The organism is Aliihoeflea sp. PC F10.4 (assembly GCF_054612275.1).
On sequence record NZ_JBTSWH010000001.1, the window covers coordinates 198,995 to 224,816 of the forward strand.

At 62.2% G+C, this 25,822-nt stretch carries 24 protein-coding genes; 9 read left to right on the top strand and 15 right to left on the bottom strand.

What is annotated here, in order from left to right; genetic code table 11:
- Positions 1-44: 44 nt before the first annotated feature.
- Positions 45-1,691, top strand: a complete 1,647-nt coding sequence (locus tag ACX82Z_RS00905; RefSeq protein ID WP_459586275.1) for an MFS transporter — start codon at positions 45-47, stop codon at positions 1,689-1,691.
- A gap of 88 nt (positions 1,692-1,779) precedes the next feature.
- Here ACX82Z_RS00905 and iolG read toward each other — a convergent pair whose 3' ends face one another.
- Positions 1,780-2,784: an inositol 2-dehydrogenase gene (gene iolG, locus ACX82Z_RS00910; RefSeq protein WP_459586276.1), complete on the bottom strand. Its 1,005-nt coding sequence runs from the start codon at positions 2,782-2,784 to the stop codon at positions 1,780-1,782.
- A 32-nt stretch (positions 2,785-2,816) separates the two neighbouring features.
- The gene (locus tag ACX82Z_RS00915) at positions 2,817-3,944 is read right to left on the bottom strand and encodes a Gfo/Idh/MocA family protein (protein WP_459586277.1); all 1,128 of its coding nucleotides are present in this window, start codon (positions 3,942-3,944) and stop codon (positions 2,817-2,819) included.
- Between the two features lie 119 nt (positions 3,945-4,063).
- Here ACX82Z_RS00915 and ACX82Z_RS00920 point away from each other — a divergent pair, with 119 nt between their 5' ends.
- The 8 genes from ACX82Z_RS00920 to iolB all read left to right on the top strand — a co-directional run bounded on the left by ACX82Z_RS00920 (position 4,064) and on the right by iolB (position 13,378).
- Positions 4,064-4,900: a MurR/RpiR family transcriptional regulator gene (locus ACX82Z_RS00920; protein ID WP_459586278.1), complete on the top strand. Its 837-nt coding sequence runs from the start codon at positions 4,064-4,066 to the stop codon at positions 4,898-4,900.
- 117 nt (positions 4,901-5,017) lie between these two features.
- Positions 5,018-5,971: a sugar ABC transporter substrate-binding protein gene (locus ACX82Z_RS00925; RefSeq protein ID WP_459586279.1), complete on the top strand. Its 954-nt coding sequence runs from the start codon at positions 5,018-5,020 to the stop codon at positions 5,969-5,971.
- A 77-nt stretch (positions 5,972-6,048) separates the two neighbouring features.
- Positions 6,049-7,155, top strand: a complete 1,107-nt coding sequence (locus ACX82Z_RS00930) for an ABC transporter permease (RefSeq protein WP_459586280.1) — start codon at positions 6,049-6,051, stop codon at positions 7,153-7,155.
- A 35-nt stretch (positions 7,156-7,190) separates the two neighbouring features.
- Positions 7,191-7,949, top strand: coding sequence for an ATP-binding cassette domain-containing protein (locus tag ACX82Z_RS00935; protein WP_459591205.1), 759 nt, complete (start codon positions 7,191-7,193; stop codon positions 7,947-7,949).
- Positions 7,946-9,859, top strand: coding sequence for a bifunctional 5-dehydro-2-deoxygluconokinase/5-dehydro-2-deoxyphosphogluconate aldolase (locus ACX82Z_RS00940; protein ID WP_459586281.1), 1,914 nt, complete (start codon positions 7,946-7,948; stop codon positions 9,857-9,859). The genes ACX82Z_RS00935 and ACX82Z_RS00940 overlap by 4 nt, the downstream gene beginning before the upstream one ends.
- Complete coding sequence (gene iolD / locus ACX82Z_RS00945; RefSeq protein WP_459586282.1) at positions 9,856-11,682, top strand: 3D-(3,5/4)-trihydroxycyclohexane-1,2-dione acylhydrolase (decyclizing); 1,827 nt, start codon at positions 9,856-9,858, stop codon at positions 11,680-11,682. The genes ACX82Z_RS00940 and iolD overlap by 4 nt, the downstream gene beginning before the upstream one ends.
- Positions 11,679-12,590 carry a myo-inosose-2 dehydratase gene (gene iolE / locus ACX82Z_RS00950; protein ID WP_459586283.1) on the top strand — a complete coding sequence of 304 codons (912 nt, stop codon included), beginning with the start codon at positions 11,679-11,681 and terminating at the stop codon, positions 12,588-12,590. Before iolD ends, iolE begins: the two co-directional genes overlap by 4 nt.
- Positions 12,587-13,378, top strand: a complete 792-nt coding sequence (gene iolB, locus ACX82Z_RS00955; RefSeq protein ID WP_459586284.1) for a 5-deoxy-glucuronate isomerase — start codon at positions 12,587-12,589, stop codon at positions 13,376-13,378. Before iolE ends, iolB begins: the two co-directional genes overlap by 4 nt.
- Positions 13,379-13,467: 89 nt before the next feature.
- Here iolB and ACX82Z_RS00960 read toward each other — a convergent pair whose 3' ends face one another.
- From ACX82Z_RS00960 to ACX82Z_RS01020, 13 genes are all read right to left on the bottom strand, one after another.
- On the bottom strand, positions 13,468-14,262 hold the full coding sequence (locus tag ACX82Z_RS00960) for an ABC transporter permease (protein WP_459586285.1): 795 nt from the start codon (positions 14,260-14,262) through the stop codon (positions 13,468-13,470).
- 3 nt (positions 14,263-14,265) lie between these two features.
- Positions 14,266-15,147: an ABC transporter permease gene (locus ACX82Z_RS00965; protein ID WP_459586286.1), complete on the bottom strand. Its 882-nt coding sequence runs from the start codon at positions 15,145-15,147 to the stop codon at positions 14,266-14,268.
- Entirely contained in the window at positions 15,144-16,259 is a 1,116-nt protein-coding gene (locus ACX82Z_RS00970; RefSeq protein ID WP_459586287.1) for an ABC transporter ATP-binding protein, read from the bottom strand. Before ACX82Z_RS00970 ends, ACX82Z_RS00965 begins: the two co-directional genes overlap by 4 nt.
- Before the next feature lie 153 nt (positions 16,260-16,412).
- Positions 16,413-17,468: an ABC transporter substrate-binding protein gene (locus ACX82Z_RS00975; protein WP_459586288.1), complete on the bottom strand. Its 1,056-nt coding sequence runs from the start codon at positions 17,466-17,468 to the stop codon at positions 16,413-16,415.
- A 112-nt stretch (positions 17,469-17,580) separates the two neighbouring features.
- Positions 17,581-18,252 carry an RraA family protein gene (locus ACX82Z_RS00980; protein WP_459586289.1) on the bottom strand — a complete coding sequence of 224 codons (672 nt, stop codon included), beginning with the start codon at positions 18,250-18,252 and terminating at the stop codon, positions 17,581-17,583.
- Between the two features lie 14 nt (positions 18,253-18,266).
- A complete protein-coding gene (locus ACX82Z_RS00985; protein ID WP_459586290.1) occupies positions 18,267-19,067 on the bottom strand; it encodes a carbon-nitrogen hydrolase family protein in 801 nt (266 codons plus the stop codon).
- A gap of 105 nt (positions 19,068-19,172) precedes the next feature.
- Positions 19,173-20,099: a LysR family transcriptional regulator gene (locus ACX82Z_RS00990; RefSeq protein ID WP_459586291.1), complete on the bottom strand. Its 927-nt coding sequence runs from the start codon at positions 20,097-20,099 to the stop codon at positions 19,173-19,175.
- Positions 20,100-20,272: 173 nt separating this feature from the next.
- Complete coding sequence (locus tag ACX82Z_RS00995; protein ID WP_459586292.1) at positions 20,273-21,181, bottom strand: TIM barrel protein; 909 nt, start codon at positions 21,179-21,181, stop codon at positions 20,273-20,275.
- 27 nt (positions 21,182-21,208) lie between these two features.
- The gene (locus tag ACX82Z_RS01000) at positions 21,209-21,958 is read right to left on the bottom strand and encodes a glycerophosphodiester phosphodiesterase family protein (RefSeq protein WP_459586293.1); all 750 of its coding nucleotides are present in this window, start codon (positions 21,956-21,958) and stop codon (positions 21,209-21,211) included.
- 16 nt (positions 21,959-21,974) lie between these two features.
- Positions 21,975-22,853: an ABC transporter permease gene (locus ACX82Z_RS01005; RefSeq protein WP_459586294.1), complete on the bottom strand. Its 879-nt coding sequence runs from the start codon at positions 22,851-22,853 to the stop codon at positions 21,975-21,977.
- A 10-nt stretch (positions 22,854-22,863) separates the two neighbouring features.
- Positions 22,864-23,790: an ABC transporter permease gene (locus ACX82Z_RS01010; RefSeq protein ID WP_459586295.1), complete on the bottom strand. Its 927-nt coding sequence runs from the start codon at positions 23,788-23,790 to the stop codon at positions 22,864-22,866.
- Between the two features lie 9 nt (positions 23,791-23,799).
- Entirely contained in the window at positions 23,800-24,786 is a 987-nt protein-coding gene (locus ACX82Z_RS01015; RefSeq protein ID WP_459586296.1) for an ABC transporter ATP-binding protein, read from the bottom strand.
- Complete coding sequence (locus ACX82Z_RS01020; protein ID WP_459586297.1) at positions 24,783-25,784, bottom strand: ABC transporter ATP-binding protein; 1,002 nt, start codon at positions 25,782-25,784, stop codon at positions 24,783-24,785. Before ACX82Z_RS01020 ends, ACX82Z_RS01015 begins: the two co-directional genes overlap by 4 nt.
- Between the last annotated feature and the right edge of the window lie 38 nt (positions 25,785-25,822).

Genomic DNA, 25,822 nt, shown 5'->3' on the forward strand with positions numbered 1-25,822 from the left:
GAAGCGATTTGCGGTGGTTGGACCTTTCCATTTCGGACGTCGTCTTGAATACCAAACGCCTGCCTCCGCTCATTCCGCTCGGTCATCCCGTTTTCAGGTCGGTCTGGTTCGCCAGTCTCGCGTCCAATTTCGGTGCGCTCATTCAGACGGTCGGCGCGGCGTGGTTGATGACAATCATTTCGTCGTCGGCGAGCATGGTCACATTGGTTCAGGCGTCGACAGCGCTGCCGATCATGCTGTTCTCGCTTGTTTCAGGCGCGATCGCGGACAATTACAACCGGCGAAACGTGATGCTGACGGCGCAGTGCTTCATGCTCACGGTGTCCGCGCTGTTGGCGATCACCGCCTATGCCGGGCTTTTGACGCCTTGGCTGCTTATCGCCTTCACGTTTCTCATCGGCAGCGGCACGGCGCTCAACAATCCGTCATGGCAGGCATCGGTCGGTGACATGGTGCCAAGACAGGATGTGCCTGCCGCCGTCGCGCTGAACAGCATGAGTTTCAACCTGACGCGCAGCGTCGGACCGGCGATCGGCGGCGTCATCGTCGCCAGCTTAGGAGCGGCGGCCGCTTTCGCGATCAATGCGGCAAGCTATGTCGGCCTCATTTTCGTTCTGCTGCGATGGAAACCCGAACGAGCCGAAAAGACGCTGCCGCGCGAGTCGCTCGGCCTGGCGATACAGGCGGGCCTTCGCTACATCGCCATGTCGCCAAATCTCGAAAAGGTATTGCTGCGCAGCCTCGTCGTCGGGTTCGCCGTGATTGCCATCCTCGCGCTGCTGCCGCTCGTCGCGCGCGACATCCTTCAAGGCGGTGCTCTCCTTTACGGCGTCCTCTTCGGTGCATTCGGCATCGGGGCTGTGCTCGGCGCGGTCGCCAGCGGCATCGTTCGCGAGCGCTTTACGTCCGAATTTACCGTACGCATTTGCATGGCCGCGTTTGCCTTCGGGGCGCTGACGATGGCGCTGAGCACATATGCGATTTTGACCTGCATCGCTCTTTTGATCACGGGCGCCGCGTGGGTGATCGTCCTGTCCTCGTTCAACATCACGGTCCAGTTATCCACACCGCGCTGGGTGGTCGGGCGCGCATTGTCGCTTTACCAGACAGCCATATTCGGGGGTATGGCGCTGGGCGGCTGGATATGGGGCGTCGTAGCCGACGTCTACGACCCGTCGACGGCTCTGCTCGGCGCAGCCCTCGCCATGGCTGTGGCGGGCGCTCTTGGTTTCGTCGGGCATCTTGCGCTGCCGGCGCTCGAGACGCTCAATCTCGATCCACTGACAAGGTGGCGGCAGCCGAAGCTCGAACTCGACATCCAGCCACGCAGCGGCCCGGTGAAGATCATGATCGAGTACGAAATCGACAATGCCGACGTATCGGACTTCACCGAGCTCATGGCCGAACGCCGCCGCATCCGAAAACGCGACGGCGCGCGACGATGGAGCCTCATGCGCGACATGGAGCATCCCGAGCGCTGGGTCGAGACCTATCATCTGCCGACATGGATCGAATATGTAAGATACAATCAGCGCCTGACCCAGGCCGACGCAATCATCGGCGATACCATACGTAGCCTGCACAAGAGCGACACGCCTCCTCGCGTCTGGCGCATGATCGAGCGGCCCGTGACGCGGCGGCAGTCAGACGCTCAATTGAAAGGGCTGCTCGACCTGCATCAGCAGCAATAAATTCGCGCGCTGATTGGTAAGCCAAGCCTTTCATAGTGTGCGTCACGCGGATTCGAGAAAGCTGCTCATGGGACAAGCAATGTCTGCGTCAGGTCAAGCCATTTGCCAGCCGCACGACACGGGCCTCCCGCGCCGAAACGTCTGCGGCATCGGCAAGTTTCAGTGCCATCAGCCCGTCCATTCCTGAAGGGGTCATGGCCTCGCCGGTTTCAAGTGCCTTCAGAAAAGCGGCAATTTCTGCGCGGTAGGCTGCTGCATAGCGCGTCATGAAGAAATTCTGGAGGGGTGGGCGCGTGTAGCCCGCACCGGTCGCGAGTGTTACGGCGGCCTCGTGCTGGTTCTCGGCCGTGACCATGCCGGTCGAACCGTGAACCTCGATACGCTGGTCGTAGCCATAGGTCGCGCGACGGGAATTCACGATGACCGCCTGCCGTCCGCTTGGCGTTCGCAGCATCACGCTCGCCGTATCCACGTCGCCGAGTTCGCCCACCTTTGGATCGACCAGAACGGAGGTGGTGGCGAAGACGCTTTCGATCGCTTCACCCAAGAGAAAGCGCACCATGTCGAAATCATGGATCGTCATGTCTCGGAAGAGACCACCTGAGCGCGGAAGATAGTCGAGATGCGGCAGACCGGGGTCGCGACTTGTCACGATCACCTGCTCTATATCGCCGATCCGCCCCTCTTCGATGGTTCGCTTGAGCGCGGCGAAATGCGGGTCGAAGCGACGATTGAAGCCGATCATCAAGGGTGTGCCCGTTTCCTCGACGACCGCAAGGCAGCGCTTCACACGATCAAGGGAAAGGTCGATCGGCTTTTCGCAGAAAATCGGTTTTCCGGCCTTCGCAAAAAGCTCGATCAGCTCGGCATGCGTGTCGGTCGGCGTGCAGATTGCCACGGCGTCAACGTCGCTGGAGGCCGCGATGTCTTCGATAGTTGCCACGCGGCAACCATGGGTGTCTGCCAGTTCCTGCGCCGAAGGCGCATGAGCGTCGGCAACGGCAACGAGCTGCACGCCCGGCGTAGCGGCAATGGCGATGGCGTGAACCTTGCCAATGCGCCCGGCACCCAGAACAGCGATGGAAAGCGGCATGTTGTGACCTTTCAAGGGGTTTTGACCGCGGCTCAGCCGCAAATGTTAGAAACCTGAATCCGGCGCCCATCCTGCTCAGCCGAGCGGGCGATGGCATGGGCGACGCGCTCGATAGCGAGTGCTTCGGCAAAATCGGGGCCGGCTTTCGCTCCGCCGGCAAGAGCGGTCAGCAGGTCTGCCGCTTCGATTGTCTTCAGATCATTGAAGCCGAGAGAGTGGCCAGGCGCCGGGCAGAATGCGCCATAAGGTGGATGTTCCCCCGACGTCAGGATCGTACGAAAGCCTGCCTCTGCCGTCTCGCCCTCGTTAACGTAAAGCTGAAGTTCGTTCAGCCGCTCTTGATCGAAAACGAGCATGCCGTTGGTTCCGTGCGCCTCGAAGCCAAGTGAACCTTTGCGGCCCCAGGCGGCACGCGAGATCGTCATCGTGCCGTGGAAACCCGTCTCGAAGCGAACCAGCGCCGAGGCCAAATCCTCGTTTTCGACCGGACCGTCTCCGCCACCGGGCATCGGTCGGGTGGGGTAGGCGGCCGCGGTTTCCGCGACGACTGAAACGATCGGCCCTGCAAGCGCCTGCATGAGCGAGATGAGGTGCACGCCAATATCGCCCAGCGCTCCCAGGCCTGCCTCGGCTGAGCGGCAGCGCCATGTCCAGGGCAGCGAGCCGTCGGCCTGATAGTCTTCGTCAACCCAGCCGCGCAGATGGAAGAGCCGCCCGATGCGACCTTGCGCAATAAGGTGTCGGGCATGCTGGAAAGCCGGATTGCGAAGGTAATTGTACCCGACGAGCGTGGTCCTGTCGCCGACAGCCGCCGCCATCGCTTCGGCATCGGCGAGCGTCACGCCCATCGGCTTTTCGCACCAGACGTGCTTCCCGGCGGCCAACGCCGCTTCGGCCATCGGCCGGTGAAGTGCATTCGGGGTTGTAATCGACACCACATCGACGTTCGAATCGGCGATGAGCCTCTGCCAGTCGTCGGTCGATCGTGCGAAGCCGAACTGAGCCGCCATCTCCCCGGCCTTTTGCAGCGGCGTATCGCAAAGCAGTTCGAGACGCACGGGCGGCAGGCCACCCATCACCCGGTTGGCGTTCGACCAGGCGAGCGCGTGCGCCTTGCCCATGAAGCCCGTGCCTATAAGGCCGACGCCGATGTCTTGCATGTTCTCTCCCATCCATTCGCCGCCGCAATCCTCCTTGCGGCTTGTCGAAATGGAATATTTGTTCCATTAATTGATCTATTGGGGTTTGTGCTGTCAAGTCACTGGTCGAAGGAGAAGCGATGTCGGATCAAAGTGCCGCGCACCGGATGATGATTTTCCAAGAGCGTCTTGCGGCCGAGAGTGAAGGCCTGCCGAAGCGCCTGCGCCAATGTGCCGATCTTGTCGCGCGCGCTCCCGAACGCATCGCGGTATCGACTGTGGCGGAACTTGCTCAGGTGGCCGAGGTCCCCCCCTCGGCACTTGTGCGTTTCTGCCAGGTTTTCGGGTTCTCGGGCTTTTCGGAAATGCAGCGGCTGTTTCGCGATATTTACGCGCCGCGCCGGCCTGATTATCCGACACGTATCGAGACGCTGCGCGCGCAAGGTCAGGACTCGCCTGCCGGGCTCCTCGCCGAGTTCGTCGAGGCCGGCCGCCACTCGCTGGCCAATCTTGCCGAGAAGATCGATGCTGCGGCACTCGAGACGGCCGTCGAAACCATGGCGCGCTGCGGGACACTTCATATTGCGGGGTTTCGCCGCGCCTTCCCCGTCGCCAGTTACATGGCCTATATGCTCGAGAAGATGGAAATTCCGTCCATGATGCATGGCTCGGTAGGGCAGATCGACACCCACCATGCGCTGCGGTCGGGCGACGCCCTGCTGGCCGTCACATTCGCTCCCTACACCCCGGCAACGATCGAACTTGCCGAGGAGGCGCGGCGGCGTGGTCTCCCGGTCGTCGCTATCACTGACACTTTGACGAGCCCGCTGAGGCGGCTCGACTGCACGATCCTGACAGTCAACGAAGTCGATGTCGGTGCCTTTCGTCCACTTGCCGCGACCCTCTCGCTTGCCACTGCACTTGCGGTGGCGACCGGAACGCGCCGTGCGCACGCGCTGGCCCAAAAGCGAACCTGAAGCGGCTTTCGGAAACAAATTTGGAATAGAGGCTTGCGCTTTTCAGAAAATGGACGGAATATTCCATTCATTCCGGTGCCAAGGGAGAGCCGGTGAAACGATCCGTGGGAGGATTTCATGAAAACGCTTCTTCTGGGCGCGACCGCGCTGGGCTTTGCTGTCACCGGTCAACCGCTTTCCGCCTCGGCACAGGAGACGGGCGGCGAGCAGTTCGTCCTGATCAGCCACGCACCCGATTCCGACTCGTGGTGGAACACCATCCGCAACTCCATCGCGCTTGCCGCCGACGAGCTGGACGTGACGGTCGATTATCGTAACCCGCCGACTGGCGATCTGGCTGACATGGCCCGTATCGTGGAACAGTCGACGGCCGCGCAGCCGAACGGCATCATCGTGACCATTGCCGATTTCGATGTGCTTTCCGGACCGATCCGCGCCGCTGTCGATCAGGGCATTCCGGTGATAACGATCAATTCCGGAACGGCCGAACAATCGGCTGAACTCGGTGCATTGATGCATGTCGGCCAGCCCGAGCACGAGGCGGGCCGCCTTGCCGGAATACGGGCCAAGGAAGGCGGCGCGACATCCTTCCTTTGCGTGAACCATTACATCACGAATCCCGCCTCGGTAGAACGTTGCCAGGGATTTGCCGAAGGTCTCGGCGTCGAACTCGGCAACCAGATGATCGATTCCGGGCTCGATCCCGCTCAGGTGCAAAACGCGGTGTCAGCCTATTTGACGGCGAACCCCGACACGGACGCGATCTTGACGCTTGGACCCAACTCGGCCGAGCCGACTATTCGCGCTGTAGCAGAGCAGGGGCTTGGTGGGGATGATATCGTCTTTGCCACCTTCGACCTGTCGCCCGCGATCGCGCAGGCGATCCGCGACGACGTGATCGACTTCGCAATCGACCAGCAACCTTTCCTGCAGGGCTATTTGCCCGTTGTGTTTTTGACCAATTACAGCCGCTACGGCGTCATCCCATCGAACGACGTCAATTCCGGTCCCGGCTTCATCACGGTCGACAATCTCGACCAGGTCGAGGCGCTCGCCGGCGAATATCGCTAGCCACCAGCGGGCGGGGCAACAGCCCCGCCATCTGCCAGCGGCTTTCGGACGTTCCATGATTGAGGGAGGGCGGCGCGATGAGCGCAGCAACCGACGAACGCATCCAAACCAGATCGCGCCTGCGCTCGGCGATGATCCGGCCGGAACTGGGAGCAGTTTGCGGAGCCATACTGGTCTTCGTTTTCTTCTTCGCGATCGCTCGCGATTCGGGCATGTTCAACCTTCAGGGAACGATGAACTGGACGGTCGTTTCGGCCCAGTTCGCAATCATCGCGGTCGGTGCCTGCCTCTTGATGATCGCGGGCGAGTTCGACCTCTCGGTCGGATCGATGATCGGCTTTTCGGGGATCGTAATCGCCATCCTCTCGGTTCAGTGGGGCTGGCCGGTATGGGCTGCTATTCTGGCCGCTTTCGCGGTCGCGATCGCAATCGGCGCACTCAACGGTTTTCTCGTCATCCGCACCGGCCTGCCGAGTTTCATCGTTACTCTCGCCTTTCTCTACATATTGCGCGGGCTGACGATCTGGCTGTCGATCCTGACAACCCGCCAGACCATCATCGGGGGCGTGGCGCCGCTCGCGGAAGGCGACTGGCTCGCCTGGCTTTTCGGCGGCAAGCTCTTCGGCGGCCTGTTCGTCTGGATGGCCGAGAATAACTGGATTGCGACCTACACGCGCGGGGCGCGCACCGGTCAGCCAATCGTCGACGGCATTCCGATGGTCATCATGTGGGCGCTCGCACTCATCATATTCGCACATATCCTTCTAACCCGCACGCGGTTCGGCAACTGGATTTATGCGAGCGGCGGCGATGCACAGGCGGCGCGTTATGTCGGCGTGCCGGTGAACCGGGTGAAGATCCTGATGTTCATGTTCACCGCCTTTTGCGCCACGGTCTTCGCCACCTGTCAGGTGATGGAGTTCGGCTCGGCGGCTGCCGATCGCGGGCTTTTGAAGGAGTTCGAGGCGATCATCTGCGTCGTCATCGGCGGCGCGCTTTTGACCGGCGGATATGGCACGATCGTCGGTGCCGCTCTTGGCGCGCTCATCTTCGGCGTCGTCCAGCAGGGCCTGTTCTTCGCCCAGGCCGAAAGCTCGCTGTTCCGCGTCTTTCTCGGCACGATCCTGATCCTGGCGGTGATCTTCAACACCTATATCCGTCGCATGATCACGGGGGAACGCTGATGTCGTCGCCGATCGAGACAGCCCCTCTGATCGAAATGAAGGACATCGCCAAACATTTCGGCCCGGTGATCGCACTGAACGAGGTGTCCTTCGATGTCCGGCGAGGCGAGTGTCACTGCCTTCTCGGCGACAATGGTGCCGGCAAATCGACTTTCATCAAGACGATGGCCGGCGTCCACAAGCCGACGCGCGGCGAGATGAAAGTCAGCGGTGAGCCGGTCGTCTTCGCTAATCCCCGCGATGCGATGGCAGCCGGCATCGCCACCGTCTACCAGGATCTGGCGATGATTCCGTTGATGAGTGTGACGCGCAATTTCTGGATGGGCCGTGAACCGGTGCGCCGCGTCGGCCCCTTCAAGTTCATCGACTTCAAGGAGGCCAATCGCGTCACCATGGAAAAGATGAGGCAAATGGGCATCAGCCTGCGCGAACCCGAGCAGGCCGTCGGTACGTTGTCCGGGGGCGAGCGACAGACGGTGGCTATCGCTCGCGCGGTTCATTTCGGCGCCAAGGTGCTCATTCTCGACGAGCCGACTTCCGCGCTGGGCGTGCGCCAGACCGCCAATGTCCTGTCCACCATCGATAAGGTCCGAAAGTCCGGAATAGGTGTGGTCTTCATCACGCATAACGTGCGCCACGCGCTCGCCGTCGGCGACCGGTTCACCGTTCTTAATCGCGGCAAGACGCTCGGAACCGCCGCGCGCGGCCAGATCAAAGCCGAGGAGTTGCAGGATCTGATGGCCGGCGGCCAGGAAATGGCTGAACTCGAAGGCTCGCTCGGAGGCACGGTGTGAAGCCGCTCGACGTCATCACCATCGGCCGCTCGTCGGTCGACCTTTACGGGTCGCAGGTCGGCGGCCGGCTGGAGGACATGGGCTCCTTCCAGAAATATGTCGGCGGCTCGCCCACCAACATGGCGACGGGCACCGCACGCCTCGGCCTGAAATCGGCGCTCATCACCCGCGTCGGCGACGAGCATATGGGCCGCTTTCTGCGCGAGGAACTGGCGAAGGCGGGCGTCGACACGCGCGGCGTGAGGACCGATCCTGAACGCCTGACCGCTCTCGTTATTCTCGGCATTCGCGACGAGGATGCCTTTCCGCTCATTTTCTATCGCGAGAACTGCGCCGACATGGCGCTGTGCGAGGACGATATCGAGGAGAGCTTTATCGCCGAGGCTCGCGCGGTGGTCGTCACTGGAACGCATCTGTCGAACCCGCGCACCGAAGCGGCAGTCCTAAAGGCCTTGCGCCTTGCCCGCCTCCACGGCGCGCGCACCGCGCTCGATATCGACTACCGGCCGAACCTGTGGGGCCTGTCGGGGCATGGCGACGGGGAAAACCGCTTCATCGAGAGTGCGGCCGTCACGGCGCGATTGCAGGCTCACCTGCCGCTCTTTGACCTGATTGTGGGCACCGAGGAGGAGTTCCACATCGCAGGTGGTTCGACCGATACGTTGGAGGCGCTGCGCAAGGTGCGCGAGAAGACCTCCGCGACACTTATATGCAAACGCGGTGCGTCGGGTGCCGTGGCCTTCACTGGTGAAATCCCCGCGTCCCTCGACGAGGGCGAGACCGGTCCCGGTTTCCCGATCGAGGTCTTTAACGTGCTCGGCGCAGGCGACGGCTTCATGTCCGGCCTCCTGAAAGGCTGGCTCGACGACGAGGCATGGCCCCGCGCGCTCGAATATGCCAATGCCTGCGGCGCTTTCGCGGTCTCGCGCCACGGCTGTACGCCGGCCTATCCGAGCCTTGCGGAACTGGAATTCTTCCTGAAGCGCGGCGTTGTGCGGCCGGACCTTCGCAATGACGCCGAACTCGAGCAGCTTCACTGGTCGACAAATCGGCATGGGCAATGGCCCGCGATGCGCGTCTTCGCGTTCGACCACCGCATGCAACTGGAGGAAATGGAGGGCGCGAGCCCTTCGAAGATCGGCCATTTCAAGGAACTGTGCCTGCGCGCCACGATGCAGGTGGCGGACGGGCGGCCCGGTTACGGTCTTCTGTGCGACGATCGCCTTGGCCGCCGCGCGCTGCATGCGGCAAGCGGCACCGGCCTTTGGGTTGGCCGCCCCGTCGAACTGCCCGGTTCGCGCCCGCTGCAACTCGAGGCCGAACTCGGACCCGATGGCGGAGGATTGAGCGAGTGGCCGCTGCAACAGGTCGTCAAGGTCTTGTGCTTTTGCCACCCGAACGACGAGCAGGAGATGCGCAAGGCACAGGAGGAGACGCTCTTCAGGCTCTTCACCGCCGCGCGCCGCAACCGGCTGGAGTTCCTCGTAGAGATCATCCCCTCCAGGGTCGCGGCGGTCGATGACGAGACGACGGCACGGCTTATTCGCCGCTTCTACGAGATCGGCATTTTCCCCGACTGGTGGAAGCTGGAGCCTTTGACGAGCGCGCACGCCTGGGAACAGGCCTGCGCCGCGATCGAGGAAAACGACCCGCATTGCCGGGGAGTCGTCGTCCTTGGGCTTGACGCGAGCCGGGACGCGCTTGCGGCAAGCTTCCGCGAGGCCGCACGTCATCCGCTGGTAAAGGGTTTCGCCGTCGGCCGCACGATCTTCGGTGAGCCTGCGCGCGACTGGCTGGCCGGGCGCATGGACGACGATACCGCCGTGCAGCTTATGGCCGAGAATTTCGCCGCGCTCTGCGCCCTTTGGGACGAGGCGCGGCCGCAAGCGAGAGAGGATGCCGCGGCATGACGACGATCCACCTGACGGCCGCGCAGGCCATGGTGCGCTTCCTCGCCAACCAGATGACAGAGGAAGGCGAGCCCTTCATCGCCGGATGCTGGGCGATCTTCGGCCACGGCAATGTCGCGGGTATCGGCGAGGCGCTGGAAGGCGCGCGCGATGCGCTCCCCACCCTTCGCGGCCAGAACGAGCAGACGATGGCGCATGCCGCCATTGCCTATGCCAAGCAACTTTCCCGCCGCCGTGCGATGATGGTCACATCCTCCATTGGGCCGGGCGCGACCAACATGGTCACGGCCGCCGCGCTTGCCCATGTGAACCGGTTGCCCGTGCTTCTCGTGGCGGGCGATGTCTTCGCCGGGCGCGGTCCCGACCCGGTGCTGCAGCAGATCGAGGATTTTGCCGATGGCACCGTCTCGGCGAACGATGCCTTCAAACCCGTCAGCCGCTATTTCGACCGCATCACCCGACCCGAACAGCTTCTAACCGCCTTGCCACGCGCCATGCGCGTGATGATGGACCCGGCCGAATGCGGCCCAGTCACCCTTGCTTTTTGCCAGGATGTACAAGCTGAGGCATATGACTGGTCGGAGAGCTTCTTTGCGCCACGCGTCTGGCACAGGCGACGGCCGGCACCCGATCCGCGCGAAGTCGAGGCGGTGGCGCGGCTCATCCGCGCAGCGAAGTCGCCCGTCATCGTGGCCGGTGGCGGCGTGCATTATTCGGGGGCGTGCGAGGCGCTGGCGGTCTTCGCCGCGCGCTTCGGCATTCCCGTCGTCGAGAGCCAAGCCGGCAAGTCGGCTCTTTCATGGGATGACGAATGGAACTTCGGCCCGGTCGGCGTCACCGGCGCGTCTTCGGCCAACGAAGTGAGCGCGCAGGCCGATCTCGTCATCGGTGTCGGCACGCGCTTCCAGGATTTCACAACCGGATCGTGGGACTTGTTCGCGAACCCCGCGCGGCGCCTCGTCTCGGTCAATGTCGCTGCCTATGACGCGATGAAGCACGGTGCCGAGCCGCTCTGCGCCGACGCTCTTAGCGCGCTCGACGCGCTCACGGTCGCGCTGGGCGACCACCGTGCGCCGCCCCCTAAGGTCGGCCTGAAAGCCGCATGGTTTGCCGCTGTCGACCCGCTCACCGCCGCGCCCGAGGACAGCGAAAATGCACTGCCGACCGACCAGCAGGTGATCGGCGCCGTGCAGCGTGCCAGCCACGCGGACACTGTGGTGATGTGCGCGGCCGGCACCATGCCGGGCGAACTGCACAAGCTTTGGAAGGCCCCGCGCCCCGGTGCCTATCACATGGAATACGGCTATTCGTGCATGGGGTACGAGATCGCCGGGGCACTCGGCATCAAGCTCGCCCAGCCGGAGCGCGACGTCGTCTGTATGGTCGGCGACGGCTCCTACATGATGGCCAATTCGGAGATGGCGACAGCCGCCATGATGGGCATCGCCATCACCATCGTCGTCACCGACAATCGCGGCTTTGGCTGCATCAACCGGCTGCAGTTGGGCACGGGCGGTGCCGAGTTCAACAATCTCTACGCCTCCTCGAACCTTGCCAACGCACCGGCAATCGATTTCGTCGCCCATGCGCGCGCAATGGGCGCTGAAGCCGTCAAGGTAGGCAGCATCGCCGAACTTGAGGCGGCGCTGGCGAGCCGGGCGGAAATGACCGGTCCCTACGTCGTCGTCATCGAGACCGATCCCTATCTATCGACCCCGCATGGCGGCCACTGGTGGGACGTCGCGGTACCTGAAACCTCCGGGCGCGCGGAAGTGCGGGACGCGCGCGTCGCTTACGAGAACAAGCTGAAGGAACGCGGATGATCCTCTACGGCACCAACCCGATCGCCTGGACCAATGACGACGACCGCTCGCTTGGCGCCCACATTTCGTTGGAACAATGCCTCGACGAGGCGGCTGCTATCGGCTTCGACGGCATCGAGAAGGGGCACAAGCTGCCCGACACGCCGCAGGGCATCGCAAAGGAGCTTGGATCTCGCGGGCTTCGCTATGTTTCGGGCTGGCATTCGAGCAACCTCCTCATCAATGACATCGAGGCCGAAAAGTCGGCGATGCAGCCCTTCCTTGATCTCCTGAAGGCGGTCGGCTCGAAGGTGATCATCGTCTGCGAAACGTCGAATGCGATCCATGGCGACGATACAAAAGCAGTGAACGACAAGCTGGTGCTGCGCGACGAAGAATGGCAGGCCTTCGGTGCGGGTATCGAGGCATTGGCCGCATATGCCGCCGCGCAGGACATCACGCTCGTCTACCATCATCACATAGGAACGGTGGTCGAAAGTCCGGCCGAGATCGATCGCCTCATGGCCGAAACCGGCCCCGCGACGCGCCTCCTCCTCGATACCGGGCATTGCTTCTTCGGCGGGGGCGACCCGGCCGAACTTGCGCGTCGTCACATGGACCGCGTCTCGCATATCCATGCCAAGAACGTGCGCCCAGACATTATGCGGCGGGTTCGCGAGGAGAAGCTTTCCTTTCTCGAAGGCGTACGGCGCGGTGTGTTCACCGTTCCGGGTGATCCGGAGGGCGGCGTCGATTTCGCGCCGGTCCTAAAAACCGCGGCCGAGCACCGCTACGAGGGCTGGCTCGTCATCGAGGCCGAGCAGGACCCGTCCGTTCGCGAACCGAAACATTACCAGGCAATGGGGTTGAAGGCGCTTAGGACGATGGCGCGCGACGCCGGACTCGATCGCGGAAGGAATGCGGCATGAACCTCCTTCGCAAGCCCCTCGGCGAGACTGGCCTCGTTCACGACATCACCGCGCAGGGAGCGGGCTGGACCTATGTCGGCTTCCAGCTTCATCGTCTGAAAGCCGGGGATGAAGCCGGTGGCTCGTTGGGGTCGAACGAGGCGATCATCGTCATGGTCGAGGGAAAGGCTCGGGTTCAGGCGGCCGGTCAGGATTGGGGCGTTCTCGGCGAACGCATGGACGTTTTCGAAAAGACGCCGCCGCACTGTCTGTACGCGCCGAACGGCAGGGAGTGGCAGGCGGTGGCCGAAACCGATTGTACACTTGCTGTCTGCCTCGCGCCGGGCAAGGGCGGGCAGGAAGCGCGACGGCTTGGCCCAGATGGCATAGTGCTCACCCCGCGCGGCGAGGGCTCCAATACACGGTATATCAATAACATCGCGATGGAGGATAACGACGTTGCCGACAGTCTGCTCGTGACGGAGGTCTTCACGCCTGCTGGACACTGGTCGAGCTATCCGAGCCACCGCCACGACGAAGACCGGTTTCCCGAGATCACCTATCTGGAGGAGACATACTATCACCGGCTGAACCCCGTGCAGGGCTTTGGCGTGCAACGCGTCTACACTGAGGATGGCGCGCTCGACGAGACGATGACGGTGAAGAACCACGATCTGGTGCTCGTACCTCGCGGTCATCATCCCTGCGGTGCTCCGCACGGCTACGAGATGTATTATCTCAACGTGATGGCCGGCCCCCTGCGCAAGTGGCGCTTTATCGCCGACCCTGATCATGAATGGTTGCTATAGCCCGCCCGGCGTTGGCCTGAAGGACCGGGAAAGGCGCGTCCGCTTTAATTGGGCTCGGCAGATTATCAGCGTAGTTGTGGCCGCAATCCTCAGTTTTTCCCGACGGCCTTGTTGAGACCCATCGTGCGCTCGACGATCAGGACTACGGCGACCGTTCCCAAAATGAGAAATACGGAAGCGGCGGCAACGAGCGGATCGGCGCGCGTATCCACATAGCGATAGAGCTCGACCGGCAGCGTGGTAATGCGTGGACCGACCACAAAGAGCGATATCACAACCTCGTCGAACGAAACGAGGAAGGCGAGTGCGGCGGACGCCACGATACCGGGCGTCATCAGCGGGAGCGTCACGCGGCGAAACACTGTAAGGGGCGCTGCGCCGAGGCTGGCGGCGGCCTCTTCCACATCATGCGGCAGCGTCGACAGAGCGGTGGCGAGAACACGCAGCGCATACGGCAAGGTGACGACGAGATGGGCAAGAACGAGCCCGGGAAAAGTCGAAATCAACCCGACTCCCACGAAGACGATCAGGATTGCAAGGCCAAGCACGATGGATGGAAGCAGGAGCGGTGCCGTGAAAAGCGCGAATAGTGCTTCACGGCCGAAAAATTGCATCCGCGCGATAGCGTAGGCTGCTGGAATCGCGATGATCAGCGACAGGATCGTGACCACCGATGCGAGGCCAAGGCTCGTCCACAACGCATTGATCAGGACGCGGTTCTGCGGCAGCGCCTCATACCAGCGAAGGCTCCACGACGATGGCGGGAACGACATGAAGCTGTCGCCCGAAAAGCTCATCGGGAAGACGAGAAGCACCGGTGCCAGCAGGAAAATGAACAGCAAAGCCACGACGATGGTGAAGGGGATCGAGTTCTTTTGTTCCATCGGTCAGTCCAATGCCTTGACGATACGCGAATAGACGACGAGCGCCGCGCCGAAGATGACGAGAACGAGCATCGAGAGCGAAGCGGCTAGCGGCCAGTTCAAGAGTACGATCGACTGGTCGTAGATTTCCGTTGCGAGCAGGAAGACCCGCCCGCCGCCAAGAAGCTTCGGCGTGACGAAGGACGAGATCGACAAGACGAAAACCAGAAGGCAGCCAAGCGCGATACCCGGTGCGGTCAGCGGAATGGTGACCCGCCGGAGCGTGGTGAATCTCTTGGCGCCGAGTGATTGCGCCGCTTCTTCCAGCCGTGGATCAAGCCGCCCGAAACCGGCCATCAGCGACAGGATCATGTAGGGCATCAGGATTTCGATAAGGCCGACGACGACGCCGAAATTGTTGAAGATAAGACGGGCGGGTCGCTCGACCAGGCCCGAGTTCATCAGGAAGGCGTTGATGAGCCCCTGATCTCCCAGGATGATGACCCATCCATAGGTGCGCACGACGGCGCTGACCAGCAGCGGCGAGATCACCATCAAAGTCAGGATGCTACGCCATTTCGGGTCTGCGCGATGGATGAAGAGCGCGATCGGATAAGACAGGATCAGCGTGACGATCGTGATGATCGAACACAGATAAATCGAGTTCCACACGAGCTCCAGATAAAAGCCGTCCGTCATCACATCGATGTAGGTCTGCAGCGTCAGCGTCTCGCGGATCGCACCGCCCGCAACGGGTTCGTTGAGGCTCATGCGCAGGAGGCTAAAGGTCGGCCAAAGGAACGAGATCGCGTTCACGAGCAAAATCGGAAGGATGAGGATCGGGACGAGCTGGCGTCCGCTCAGCCTGAACGGAGCGCGTGCCGGCGCGGCTTGAGTGGTGTTCATGCTTGGGCACCGAACACGATCGTGTCGTCCGGGGACCAGCGCAATTCGATTTCGTCTCCTTGCGAGAAGGTGCGGCTGTGGCCTCCAGTCGCGGTTTCCACCGCGAGCGTCGTGCCGTCGTTTAGCTTGACGGAATATTCGAGGATATCGCCGACATAGGTTGCGCGCGCTATCGTTCCTTCGGCCACATTGCGCCCGTCGACAGGTGTTCCGTGCTTCACCATCTCAATGCGATGCGGACGGATCATCAACGTGACGTCGCCGCTTTCACCGATATTGCGCGTCGTTTTGAATGTTCGCTCGGCGACGGCGATGGTGGAGTTGTCCTTCATCCGGCCAGGCAGTTTGTTGATGCGTCCGACGAACTCGGCGACGAAAGGCGTTGCGGGCCGCTCGTAGATATCCTGGGGTGTGCCGATCTGTGCCAACTGCCCCTTGTTCATGACGGCGATGCGGTCGCACATCGACAGCGCCTCGACCTGGTCATGGGTGACAAAGACACTGGTAATGCCGAGCCGCTGCTGGATGTCGCGGATTTCCACGCGCATCTGGTCGCGCAGCTTGGCATCGAGGTTGGATAGCGGCTCGTCGAGAAGCAGGATGCTCGGCTCGATAACGAGCGCGCGCGCCAGAGCTACACGCTGCTGCTGACCGCCTGACAGTTCGCGCGGGCGGCGCTGGGCAAGATGGCCGAGCTGGACGAGTTCGAGCGCCCTGGCGACGCGCGTCTTGAGGTGATCCTTGGTGACGCCGCGCATTTCGAGCCCGAAAGCCACGTTACGCTCAACCGTCATGTGCGGAAAAAGGGCGTAGCTCTGGAAGACAAGACCCATGTCGCGGTCGTGAGCGGGCAACGACTGGATTTCGCGCCCGTCCACCAGAATGCGCCCGGATGTCGCCGATGCGAGGCCGGCGATCATACGCAAGGTTGTCGTCTTGCCGCAGCCGGATGGTCCGAGAAGCGCAATCAGTTCGCCGCGCCTGACCGAAACGTTCAGATCCTCGACCGCCTGAAAGTCGCCGAAGCTTTTTTGAAGGTGGTCGAGCAGAAGATGCGAGTCGCCTTCTTCTGCACCGGGTGATTGCGTCACGGCGGGACTGGTTGCGAGCATATAAATTCTCCTGCCTGTGTGACTTGGTGACGGTCCGCTGCGGCGAACCGTCCAGCCTTTCGGGCTTGCCTCCTGCACGAGTGCCGGCAGGTTATCACGTCTGGATGTGGAAGAGCATATCGCGGGCACGAACCCGCGATATGCTGTTGTGTCCTAGCGGCTGCGCGGAATGATCTCGCGGCGCCAGCGCTCGGTCAGCGCCTCGCGGAACTGTGCCACCTCAAGCCAGTTGATATTTATCATCGTTTCCATGCGCTCGGGCGTGGCGGCCGTGCGATCGAGGGCTTCGGCGGAAGGCTCAGCCTTCTCGTTGGTGGGCGCGTAGAACATGCGCTCGGTAAAGAGGGCTTGCGCCTCCGGCGACAGCGCGAAGTTCATGAAGGTCTTGGCAGCTTCCTCGTTGGCGCTGCCCTCGACAGTGCCGATCACGTTGATCTGGTACACCGATCCCTCGGAAGGGATGACGACGCCCATCGAACCGTTCGACTGATCCGAGAAAATCTGTCCGCGCGCATTCCAGCCAATACCGATATCGGCCTGTGCATTCATGATCGGCTGGTAGGGATCGGGCGTCGGTTCCCAGGTCTGAACGAGCGGAGCGAGTTCGGCCATCTTTTCCACGCCCGCATCGAGCCCATCCAGGTAGGATTCTCCCCCGGCAAGCTGGTTCGCGATGATCGTCAAGGCGACGCCTTGGATGTCGGGCGCGGCTGGAATGATCACGCGTCCTTCGCGCGCGGGGTCCCAGAGCGCTTCCCAACTCGTCGGCGCCTCGCCGATGGCACTGGTGTTGTAAAGGAGAACCAGATTGTCGAAAGTGACGGCAGCCGCGTTCACGCCCTCGGTGAAAGCGGTGTCGTAGAGATCGTTGAGATTGGTGACGGTGTCACGATCGAGTTCGGCAAGCAGGCCCTCATCGGTCGCTGCCTTGGCGACCGAGACATCGAAAATTACGACATCGACCTGCGGGGCCGCGCGCTGTGCACGCAATGTGCCGAGGGTGGCCGCCGAATTCGCCATCGGATAGTAGTTTACCGTGATGTCGGGATACGCCTCTTCGAACGCGGCGATGACGGTATCCATGTATTCGGTCTGGAAGATGCCGTCATAGGATGCGATCGTCACTTGCCCTGACTGTGCCTGTGCCGCGTTGAGCGACTGTAGAAGGGCCAGGGCGGCGATGCCGCCCATCAATATTTTCGTTTTCATGCGCACTCTCCCATAGTTGATTTTTGTTCCCCCGAAGGCGGAGCCATCCGGCTCGCCTTGCATTTTTATTGTCGAAGCCTGGGCTACAAATCCGTCAAATTTGCTGCGCCGGTCAGCCTGCTGCGGCGTTCACCGCCGCAATCTTGTCGGTCGCGCCGGAGATTGCGGGAAGCTTTTCTCCATTTCGAAGGCGCTCCAGAAGCGTGATCTCCCGCTCCTGCATGGCGATGGCGCGCTCGGCGATCGAACGAGCCTCGGCCGGTTTCAAAACCAGGACGCCGGATTCGTCGGCAAGGATCGCATCGCCCGGCTCGACGGTCTGGCCGCCGACGCTGACCGGCACGTTGAACGCACCTTCGAGACCGAGAAGCTTGGTGGTGATCGGCGACGGCCCGGCGCACCAGAGCGGCATCTCGACCTTGCGCACTTCCGAAAAATCGGTTGCGGGCCCGTCGATCACCCCGCCTTTGATGCCCGCAAGTTTGGCCGCATGGGTAACGACACCCCCCCAGCAGGCATGGCGCGTATCTCCGCAGCGATCGATGACCAGAAAATCGCCCGGCCTTACCAGTGACAGGACATGGTGCAAAAGGGTGGAATCCGCTCCGGGAATACGCAGCGTTACTGCCGTGCCGGCAACCCGCTTTTCAGGCAGGACCGCGCGCAGGCGCGAATCGACGAACCCGGAATGAAGAATATGGCCGACCGTCGCCGTCTCGACCTTTTCCAGAAGGTCGATCGTCTCTGAGGGAATCTGCGGGGGAAGATCATTGATGACGAACATGATGCTGACGGCTTTCAAAGAACGTGGTGGTTGGCGACGGGAAGGTTTTGGCGGACCGTTTCCAGATAGGGAAAATCGAGCCGCGCAACGGCAAGACCGACCTGGTCGCCGGCCTGCGCGATCACATGCCCCCACGGGTTGACGGCCATCGTGTGGCCGTAACAGGCCTTCTTGCCGTCGGCATGTGTTCCGAACTGGCCGGTCGCAAGGAAATAGGTCTGCGTTTCAACCGCGCGCGCGCGGGCCAGAAGCTCCCAATGATCCTTGCCGGTCATCAGTGTGAAGGCCGCGGGCAGCATAATGACTTCCGCGCCCTTGTCGCGCAGCGCCTGGAACAGTTCAGGGAACCGGATGTCGTAGCAAATGGAACATCCCACCTTGCGTCCGTCGACCTCATAGGTCACCACATCCTCACCGCGGGCGATCGTCTCGCTTTCGCGGTGGCGCGCTCCGCCGGGGACGTCGACATCGAAAAGATGGATCTTGCGGTAGCGGGCGACCTCGTCGCCGGACCGGTCGAATACGACGGTGGTATTGTAGAAAGAATTTCCATCCTTCTCGACGATGGAGCCGCCGTGGACGTAGTAGCCGTGCTCGGCCGCCTTAGCCTTCATGAGCGCATAGGCGTCACCATCGGGGAAGGTTTCGGCGCTGGCGTGGAATTCATCGGGGCTGCTGCCGAGCAGGGCCCAATATTCCGGAAGAACGACGATATCCGGCTTTTCCTGGGCTGCCTCGTCGAAAAGCCGGGCCGCGTCGGCAAGGTTGCCTGCCTTATCACCTTGGCTGTTCATCTGGATTTGGACGATTTTCATGTTTCTCCATCCCATGAGGTTCCGTATGGGCAGGAGGGTGGTGCAGGACGATGCGGTCTGTCCAACGCGAAATTTTTTTCCAAATCTACAAAATAAATTTGTAGATCACGTCGGGTTGCCAGCCTTTTCCATAAAGTTTTTCTTTTTGTCTGCGTAGTTCGCCGCAACCTCGACAGCCATCATGGCGATGCTGCCGGGCAGAATGGAGTGGCCATCGTCCACATAGGATGCATGGACAAGAAGGGGCGGGAAATCCGGCGTCACGTCGAGAATTTCGAGCCCCTTCGCCGCCGCCTCTTCCTCGATAAGTACTGTGGGCAGGGCGGCTACCCCGATGCCGTCGCGTGCCAGCCGCACCTTCGTTGCAAGGGAATTCGATTCGAACACCAAAGGTGTGTCGGCACCGGCCGCCAGAAGAAGCCTTGCCAGCCAGGCATGTGGCTTGGAGCCAGCCGGAAACGAGATGATCGGATGCGCTGCGAGTTCCCTTATGGTCACCGGTCTTCCACCCAGCCCGTAGACCGGCGAAGCTACCCATGAGCAGCGATAACGACACAGTTCAAGATTGAGGATGTTCTGGCCGATGACCGGACCCATCAGAAGGCCGATGTCAAGTTCATTGCGCAGCAGCATATCGTTGATGGCAAGGCTGGTGTCGACATAAAGCTCGAAGCGCACATTCGGGTAGCGCAGGCGTGCCATGTCGATCAGTTCGACCAGCCAGCTCAGCGAGATCGTGTCGATCACACCAAGCCGCAGCGTACCTCGCTGGCTTTCCGGATTCGACACTTCCGCCACGAAATTGCGCACGAGGGACACGATCGCCTGCGCGCGTTCCTGAGCCTTTATGCCATGTGACGTAAGCTGGACGCTCCGGCCCTCGCGTTCGAACAGACGAACGCCCAGTTCATCCTCAAGGCTAGCGATCCGCGCGGAGACGGCGGCTTGCGTGATGTTCAGCTTGTCGGCAGCCGCCGAGAAGTTCTTCAGGCGAGCGACCCACAGGAAGGTTTCGAGAAATTTGAGGTTCATACGTATGATTATAGCCGGTGTACATTCGTCTCCCATATCCTTCTTTGCGCACGAGCCTGAATCCCGATAATTGATGATCAAACCATGGCGTGTCGGGACGAGACATCATTGCAAAAATCAATCGCCCCGTGCGCGCGGACACGAGGCGATAAAGTCACACTGACGTTCGGCAATCAGGCGGCTTTTGCAGCCGTCCCGTTGCGGGCGATGAGTTGCTTCGCTAGTTCCAGACTCTCGGGCTGCTCGCTGCGATAGCGGCGATTGACCTCCATCATCAGCACCGTGTCGGGCAGGAATTCGAGTTCGGCGAAGATGTCATTCCAGTCGATATCGCCCCAGCCAAGCGGCATGTGCAGGTCGCCGATGCCGAGCGCGGTGTTTTCCTGAAGGTGGTAAGGCCGGTAGAAGCCCTGCGGCCGCCCGAAGGAATCATGAACGTGGAGATGGCCTGCGACCTTCGCCATCGCGCGTAGCTCGGCGCGGAAATCGAGGCCGCGATAGGTGGATTCGATATAGGCGTGGCTGAAATCGATCAGCGCGACGAGATTCGGATGGTTCATCGCCTCGACCGTGGCGGCGACTTCGCTCGGCGTCTGGCGATACTGCCCCGGTTCGGTGGTGAAGATGTTTTCGAGCGCGATCTTCACGCCGTAAGGCTTGCAGAATTCGGCCAGTTCGATCAGCGCCTCGCGCTCGCGGGCATCGGCGTCCGCGCGCTCGTGGACCTGGTCGGGACGCAGGCAACCGCTATGCTGCACGATGATGCGCGAGCCGACGCGGTCGCAAAGCTCGACCAGCGCCTTTGCCGCATCGATCTGGTAGCGACACGTTGCGGGGTCCATGAAGTTCGACGACACGAGACCGTGAACCGTGTAGCGAAAATCGAACTGGCTCGTGAGCGCGACGAGACGTTCGGCGCGCTCGGGAATGATCCGCCCACCCGCGATGAGGTCGAGGCTCGTCAGGCCAAGCTCGACCGTGTCGACGCCGATGTCGGCAAGGCGGCGAAGATCGGTCTCGAGGCTGTCGAACTCGCCGTCGACCGAGCCGGCGTTGAAGCCGGTGCCGATGATGTTGCTCATGTGAATGTCTCCTTTGAAAAGAAAAGATCAGGCGGCGGCGCGGTTTTCTGCGCGCAGGGAAAGTGCAAGGTCGGGGCGGTCGGTGGTCAGGTGGCCGATCCCGCGATCGAGCCAGTTGCGGATCAGCCCCGCATCGTTGAGCGTCCATACGCAAAGGCGCTCGACCGGAATGGCGGAGATGATCTCGTCCCAGCGGGCCTCCATCAGTTCGTGATGGACGGCGACGATGTCGACGAGACCGTCGATCCGCGACAGGAACGCTTCGATGCCGCCCTGCCGGTTCGCCCATGCCGCGTTGACGGAAACGAGGCGGGGAAGATCGGGCGCGATGCGCCGGCACTCTTCCAGCACCGAGACGTCGAACGACGTCAGATGACAACGCGTACGCAGCCCAAGCCGGTCGATCTCGGCGACGATCCGCTCGACGATGCCGTCATAGGCGCGCCCGTCCGAGTCGGACTTGATCTCGACGTGCAGGCGCTTGTTCGTCGCCGGGGCCAGCGTTTCCAGAACGTCGCCAAGCGTCGGGATCGTCTCGTCGCAATCTTTCAGGCGCAGCGTTGCGCGTTCCTGCGGCGTGAGGGCGCGGACAGGACCGGTGCCCTCGCTCGTCCGGTCGAGCGTTGCGTCATGGATGACGAGGAGTTCGCCGGCATCCGTCAGATGAACGTCGAATTCGACCGTATCCACATCAAGCGTCAGAACGTTGCGGAAGCCGCCCAGCGAGTTTTCGGGCCAGAGGTCGCGTGCGCCGCGATGGCCGGTGATGTTGGTCATGGGAAATCTCCGTGGTTCAGCGGACGGTGGGATCGAGCTTGTCGCGCAGCCAGTCGCCGACGAGCGAGATGGACAGCGTGGTGAGCATGATGACGAAGGCCGGCGCGAGCATGATCCACGGCGCGGTCGTCAGATATTCGCGCCCGAAACCGACCATGTTGCCCAGGCTGGATTCGGGCGGCTGGACGCCGAGGCCGAGGAAGGAGAGGCTGCTTTCCATCAGGATGATTTCCGGAAAGGTCAGCGTCATCGACACGATCAGCGTGGAGGCGATGTTGGGCAGGATGTGCTTCAGATAGACCCGGCTCGGTTTTGCGCCCAATTGCACGACCGCCGAGGAATAGCCCTGCGCGCTGGCCGAGATGGCGAGGCCGCGTGCGATGCGCGCATAGCGCTCCCAGCCGTAAAAGCCCATCAGGCAGATCAGCAGCCACATGGACGAGCCGAAGAAGGCGAGTACGGCGAGCGCCATGATGAGGAAGGGCAGCGCCGCTTGAAAATCGGCCAGCGCCAGCACAAGGTGTTCGACAACGCCGCGAAACTTCGCCGCGGCGAAGCCGAGCGTCGTACCGACTACGGCCGACAGGATCGTCGCGCCGAAGGCGATAACGAGCGAAATGCGGATCGACTGGATCAGCCGCGAGAGGACGTCGCGGCCAAGTTCGTCCGTGCCGAGGAGATGTTGCGGATCGCCGGGGCCGACGAGACGGCTGGACAGGTCCATCGCCGTGATGCCGTAGGGGCGCAGCCAGTCGGCGAAGACGGCAACGAACACCATGGCGGCAAGCCAGAAGATGCCGAGGCCGACGCTGAAAGGAAGGGCGCGGCGCAGCCCGTTGACCCTGCGGGCAAGAAAGCCGCGTTCGCCTCCGGGGGTGATGTCGAGTGCGGTCATGACGCGCTCCTCAATGCGCCGCCTGCATGCGCAGGCGCGGGTCGAGCCAGCCATAGAGCAGGTCGACGATCAGGTTGGAGACGACCATCGTCGCGGCGATCATCAAAAGGATGCACTGAACGACGGGCAGGTCGCGATTTGTGACGGAGACGACGAGCAACCGTCCGATACCGGGCCACGAGAAAATCGTTTCGACGACGACGGCGCCGGCGATCAGCGAACCGACCATGAAGCCGACGATGGTCACGATCGGAACGGCCGCATTGGGCAGGGCATGACGCCAGATGACGTCCGACCATTTCACGCCCTTGGCGGATGCGGTTCTTACATAGGGCTGGCCCATCACCTCGATCATGGCGCTGCGGGAAAAGCGCGCCAGAATGCCGATGCCGCCGATGCTCATCGTGATCGCCGGCAGGATCGAGTGCTGAAACGAGCCGTAGCCGCCTGACGGCAACAAGCCGAAGGTGACCGAGAAGATCAGCACCAGAAGCAACCCGAGCACGAAAGACGGGATGGTGAAACCGAGGACGGCAAGCAGGATGACACCGCGATCGGCCGCGCTCTGGCGATGGAGTGCCGCGTAGACGCCGGCCGGAATGCCGAGCGCCAGCTTCAGGAACAAAGCCGGAATGGTCAGTTGCAACGTTGCGGGGATGCGCTCCAGGACGAGATCGATCGCGGGTGCGCGGTCGCGCATGGAAACGCCGAAATCGCCCGTCAGGACCGACTGGATATAGGCGAGATACTGAACCCATATAGGTTGATCGAGGCCCCACTGGCTGCGGAAAGCTTCGATCGCGCTGATCGGCACGTCCGGGCCGAGCATGACCTGTGCGGGATCGCCCGACAGTCGAAGAACGACGAAGGCGAAGGTCATGACCGCGAAGATCGTGATGACCGCACGCAGCAATTTCGAAAGCGCAAATCCGATCATGACTGGCTCCTAGGCGGCGATCGCCGCGGTCTGCGGCGTCACCATGTGGCAGGCGACATTGCGCTGCGGCGCGATGGTTTGCAGTTCAGGCCGTGCCGTCTTGCAAATGTCGGATGCGATCGGGCAGCGAGGATGAAACGGGCAACCGGCAGGACGGTTGGCCGGATTGGGTGGTTCGCCCTGCAAAATGAGGCGGCCTTCGAGTTTTCTGCCGGGCACCGGCACACTGGAGGCCAGCGCCTTCGTATAGGGATGGCGCGGACTGGCAAAGATGACGTCGGACGACGCTTCCTCGACGATATGCCCCAGATACATGACGGCCACGCGATCAGCGATGTTTCGCACCACCTTGAGGTCATGGCTGATGAAGACCATAGCGATGCGCTGGCTTTCCTGCAGATCGCGCAGCATGTTGACCACCTGCGCCTGGATCGACACGTCGAGCGCGGCAACCGGTTCATCGCATACGAGTAGGTCTGGCCGGGAGGCGAGCGCCCTTGCGATGACCGCGCGCTGACGCTGGCCGCCGGAAAGTTCATGAGGAAAACGATCCGCCTGATCGCGCCGCAGGCCGACGGCAGCCATCAGTTCCTCGACGCGGCCAAGGCGCTCGTTCTTGGGCAAAAGCCGGTGGATTTCGAGCGGCTCGCCTATCTGCGCGGATATGGGCAGACGCTTGTCGAGCGCGGCGAGCGGGTCTTGATAGACGAGTTGCATGCGCGCTCGTAGCGCCCGCCATTCGGCGGTGCCGAGACGCGGCATGGGCTTGCCGTCAAAAGAGACGCTGCCGCCCTGCGCGGGATCGATGCCGAGGAGCATGCGGCCGAGCGTGGATTTGCCGGAGCCGGATTCGCCGACAATACCCAGCGTTTCGCCCGGCATGACCGAAAGCGAAACCCCGTCGACCGCACGTACCGGCGTTATCGTGCCGAAGAGTCCGCGACGCACCGCATAGGTTCGGACGAGATTCGTGGCCTTGATGAGAGGCTTGTTCAAAGCACGGCCTCCAGAAACTTTTCACGTACGGGTTTCGCCGGCCGTTCTGGCACGGGATTTCGGCAAGCGAGCGCTCGTCCTTTCGCTTGCGCGACCAGCACCGGCACGCTTTCGTTGCAGGCATCGGTCGAACGCGCGCAGCGCGGCGAAAATGCACAGCCGGACGGCATATCTTTCGGGTTCGGCACGGTGCCGGGAATGGGTATCAGGCGTTCGCGCGCGCCATCGAGGCGCGGAATGGCGTCGAACAGGCCGCGCGTATAGGGATGGCGCGGTTCGTCGAAGAGCGTGTCGATCGGTCCCGCTTCGACGATGCGTCCCGAATACATGACGCAGACGCGTTCGCAGACCTGCGAGACGGCACCCAGATCATGGCTGATGAAAACCGTCGCCATGCTGGTCTCTGCGCGAAGTGCGGCCAGAAGGTCGAGGATCTGCGCCTGGATCGTGGCGTCGAGTGCGGTCGTCGGCTCGTCGGCGACAAGGAGATCGGGTTGACCGGCGATCGCCATCGCGATCATCACGCGCTGGGACTGGCCACCGGAAAATTCGTGCGGGAAAAGATCGAAGCGACGGCGCGCATCGGGAATGCCGACAAGGTCAAGCAGACGCACGGCTTCGATCTTGGCTGCATGACCCACCAGCCCGCGATGGAGCGCCAGCGCCTCGACGATCTGACGGCCCACCGTCAGGACCGGATTGAGCGAACTCGACGGGTCCTGAAAGATCATCGCGACGCGCCCGCCGCGAATGCGTTCGAGAACGGAGCGCGGGCGGCCGAGAACTTCCTGCCCGTCGATCTTGACGGAACCCGACACCGTCGCCTTGCCCGGCAACAGGCCCAGTGCTGCAAGCCAGGTGACGGACTTGCCGCAGCCCGATTCCCCGACAAGGCCGAGGGCTTCGCCCGGCGCGACGTCGAGGTCTATGCCATGAAGAACCGGCGTTCCGTCGAACGCGACCTTCAGGCCGCGAATTTCCACGAGATTGGCTCGCATAGCGCCTTCCTCTCCCGATAAATTGAAATGTTAAGAAA

Bases quoted from the DNA above. Each gene is read 5' to 3' on its own strand.
- ACX82Z_RS00960 (WP_459586285.1), bottom strand. From the start codon at position 14,262: ATGGAACAAAAGAACTCGATCCCCTTCACCATCGTCGTGGCTTTGCTG.
- iolD (WP_459586282.1), top strand. From the start codon at position 9,856: ATGACGACGATCCACCTGACGGCCGCGCAGGCCATGGTGCGCTTCCTC.
- ACX82Z_RS00995 (WP_459586292.1), bottom strand. From the start codon at position 21,181: ATGAGCAACATCATCGGCACCGGCTTCAACGCCGGCTCGGTCGACGGC.
- ACX82Z_RS00930 (WP_459586280.1), top strand. From the start codon at position 6,049: ATGAGCGCAGCAACCGACGAACGCATCCAAACCAGATCGCGCCTGCGC.
- ACX82Z_RS00965 (WP_459586286.1), bottom strand. From the start codon at position 15,147: ATGAACACCACTCAAGCCGCGCCGGCACGCGCTCCGTTCAGGCTGAGC.
- ACX82Z_RS01005 (WP_459586294.1), bottom strand. From the start codon at position 22,853: ATGACCGCACTCGACATCACCCCCGGAGGCGAACGCGGCTTTCTTGCC.
- ACX82Z_RS00920 (WP_459586278.1), top strand. From the start codon at position 4,064: ATGTCGGATCAAAGTGCCGCGCACCGGATGATGATTTTCCAAGAGCGT.
- iolB (WP_459586284.1), top strand. From the start codon at position 12,587: ATGAACCTCCTTCGCAAGCCCCTCGGCGAGACTGGCCTCGTTCACGAC.
- ACX82Z_RS01000 (WP_459586293.1), bottom strand. From the start codon at position 21,958: ATGACCAACATCACCGGCCATCGCGGCGCACGCGACCTCTGGCCCGAA.
- ACX82Z_RS00970 (WP_459586287.1), bottom strand. From the start codon at position 16,259: ATGCTCGCAACCAGTCCCGCCGTGACGCAATCACCCGGTGCAGAAGAA.
- ACX82Z_RS00985 (WP_459586290.1), bottom strand. From the start codon at position 19,067: ATGAAAATCGTCCAAATCCAGATGAACAGCCAAGGTGATAAGGCAGGC.
- ACX82Z_RS00975 (WP_459586288.1), bottom strand. From the start codon at position 17,468: ATGAAAACGAAAATATTGATGGGCGGCATCGCCGCCCTGGCCCTTCTA.
- ACX82Z_RS01020 (WP_459586297.1), bottom strand. From the start codon at position 25,784: ATGCGAGCCAATCTCGTGGAAATTCGCGGCCTGAAGGTCGCGTTCGAC.
- ACX82Z_RS00915 (WP_459586277.1), bottom strand. From the start codon at position 3,944: ATGCAAGACATCGGCGTCGGCCTTATAGGCACGGGCTTCATGGGCAAG.
- ACX82Z_RS00990 (WP_459586291.1), bottom strand. From the start codon at position 20,099: ATGAACCTCAAATTTCTCGAAACCTTCCTGTGGGTCGCTCGCCTGAAG.
- ACX82Z_RS01010 (WP_459586295.1), bottom strand. From the start codon at position 23,790: ATGATCGGATTTGCGCTTTCGAAATTGCTGCGTGCGGTCATCACGATC.
- ACX82Z_RS00925 (WP_459586279.1), top strand. From the start codon at position 5,018: ATGAAAACGCTTCTTCTGGGCGCGACCGCGCTGGGCTTTGCTGTCACC.
- iolE (WP_459586283.1), top strand. From the start codon at position 11,679: ATGATCCTCTACGGCACCAACCCGATCGCCTGGACCAATGACGACGAC.
- ACX82Z_RS00935 (WP_459591205.1), top strand. From the start codon at position 7,191: ATGAAGGACATCGCCAAACATTTCGGCCCGGTGATCGCACTGAACGAG.
- ACX82Z_RS00980 (WP_459586289.1), bottom strand. From the start codon at position 18,252: ATGTTCGTCATCAATGATCTTCCCCCGCAGATTCCCTCAGAGACGATC.
- iolG (WP_459586276.1), bottom strand. From the start codon at position 2,784: ATGCCGCTTTCCATCGCTGTTCTGGGTGCCGGGCGCATTGGCAAGGTT.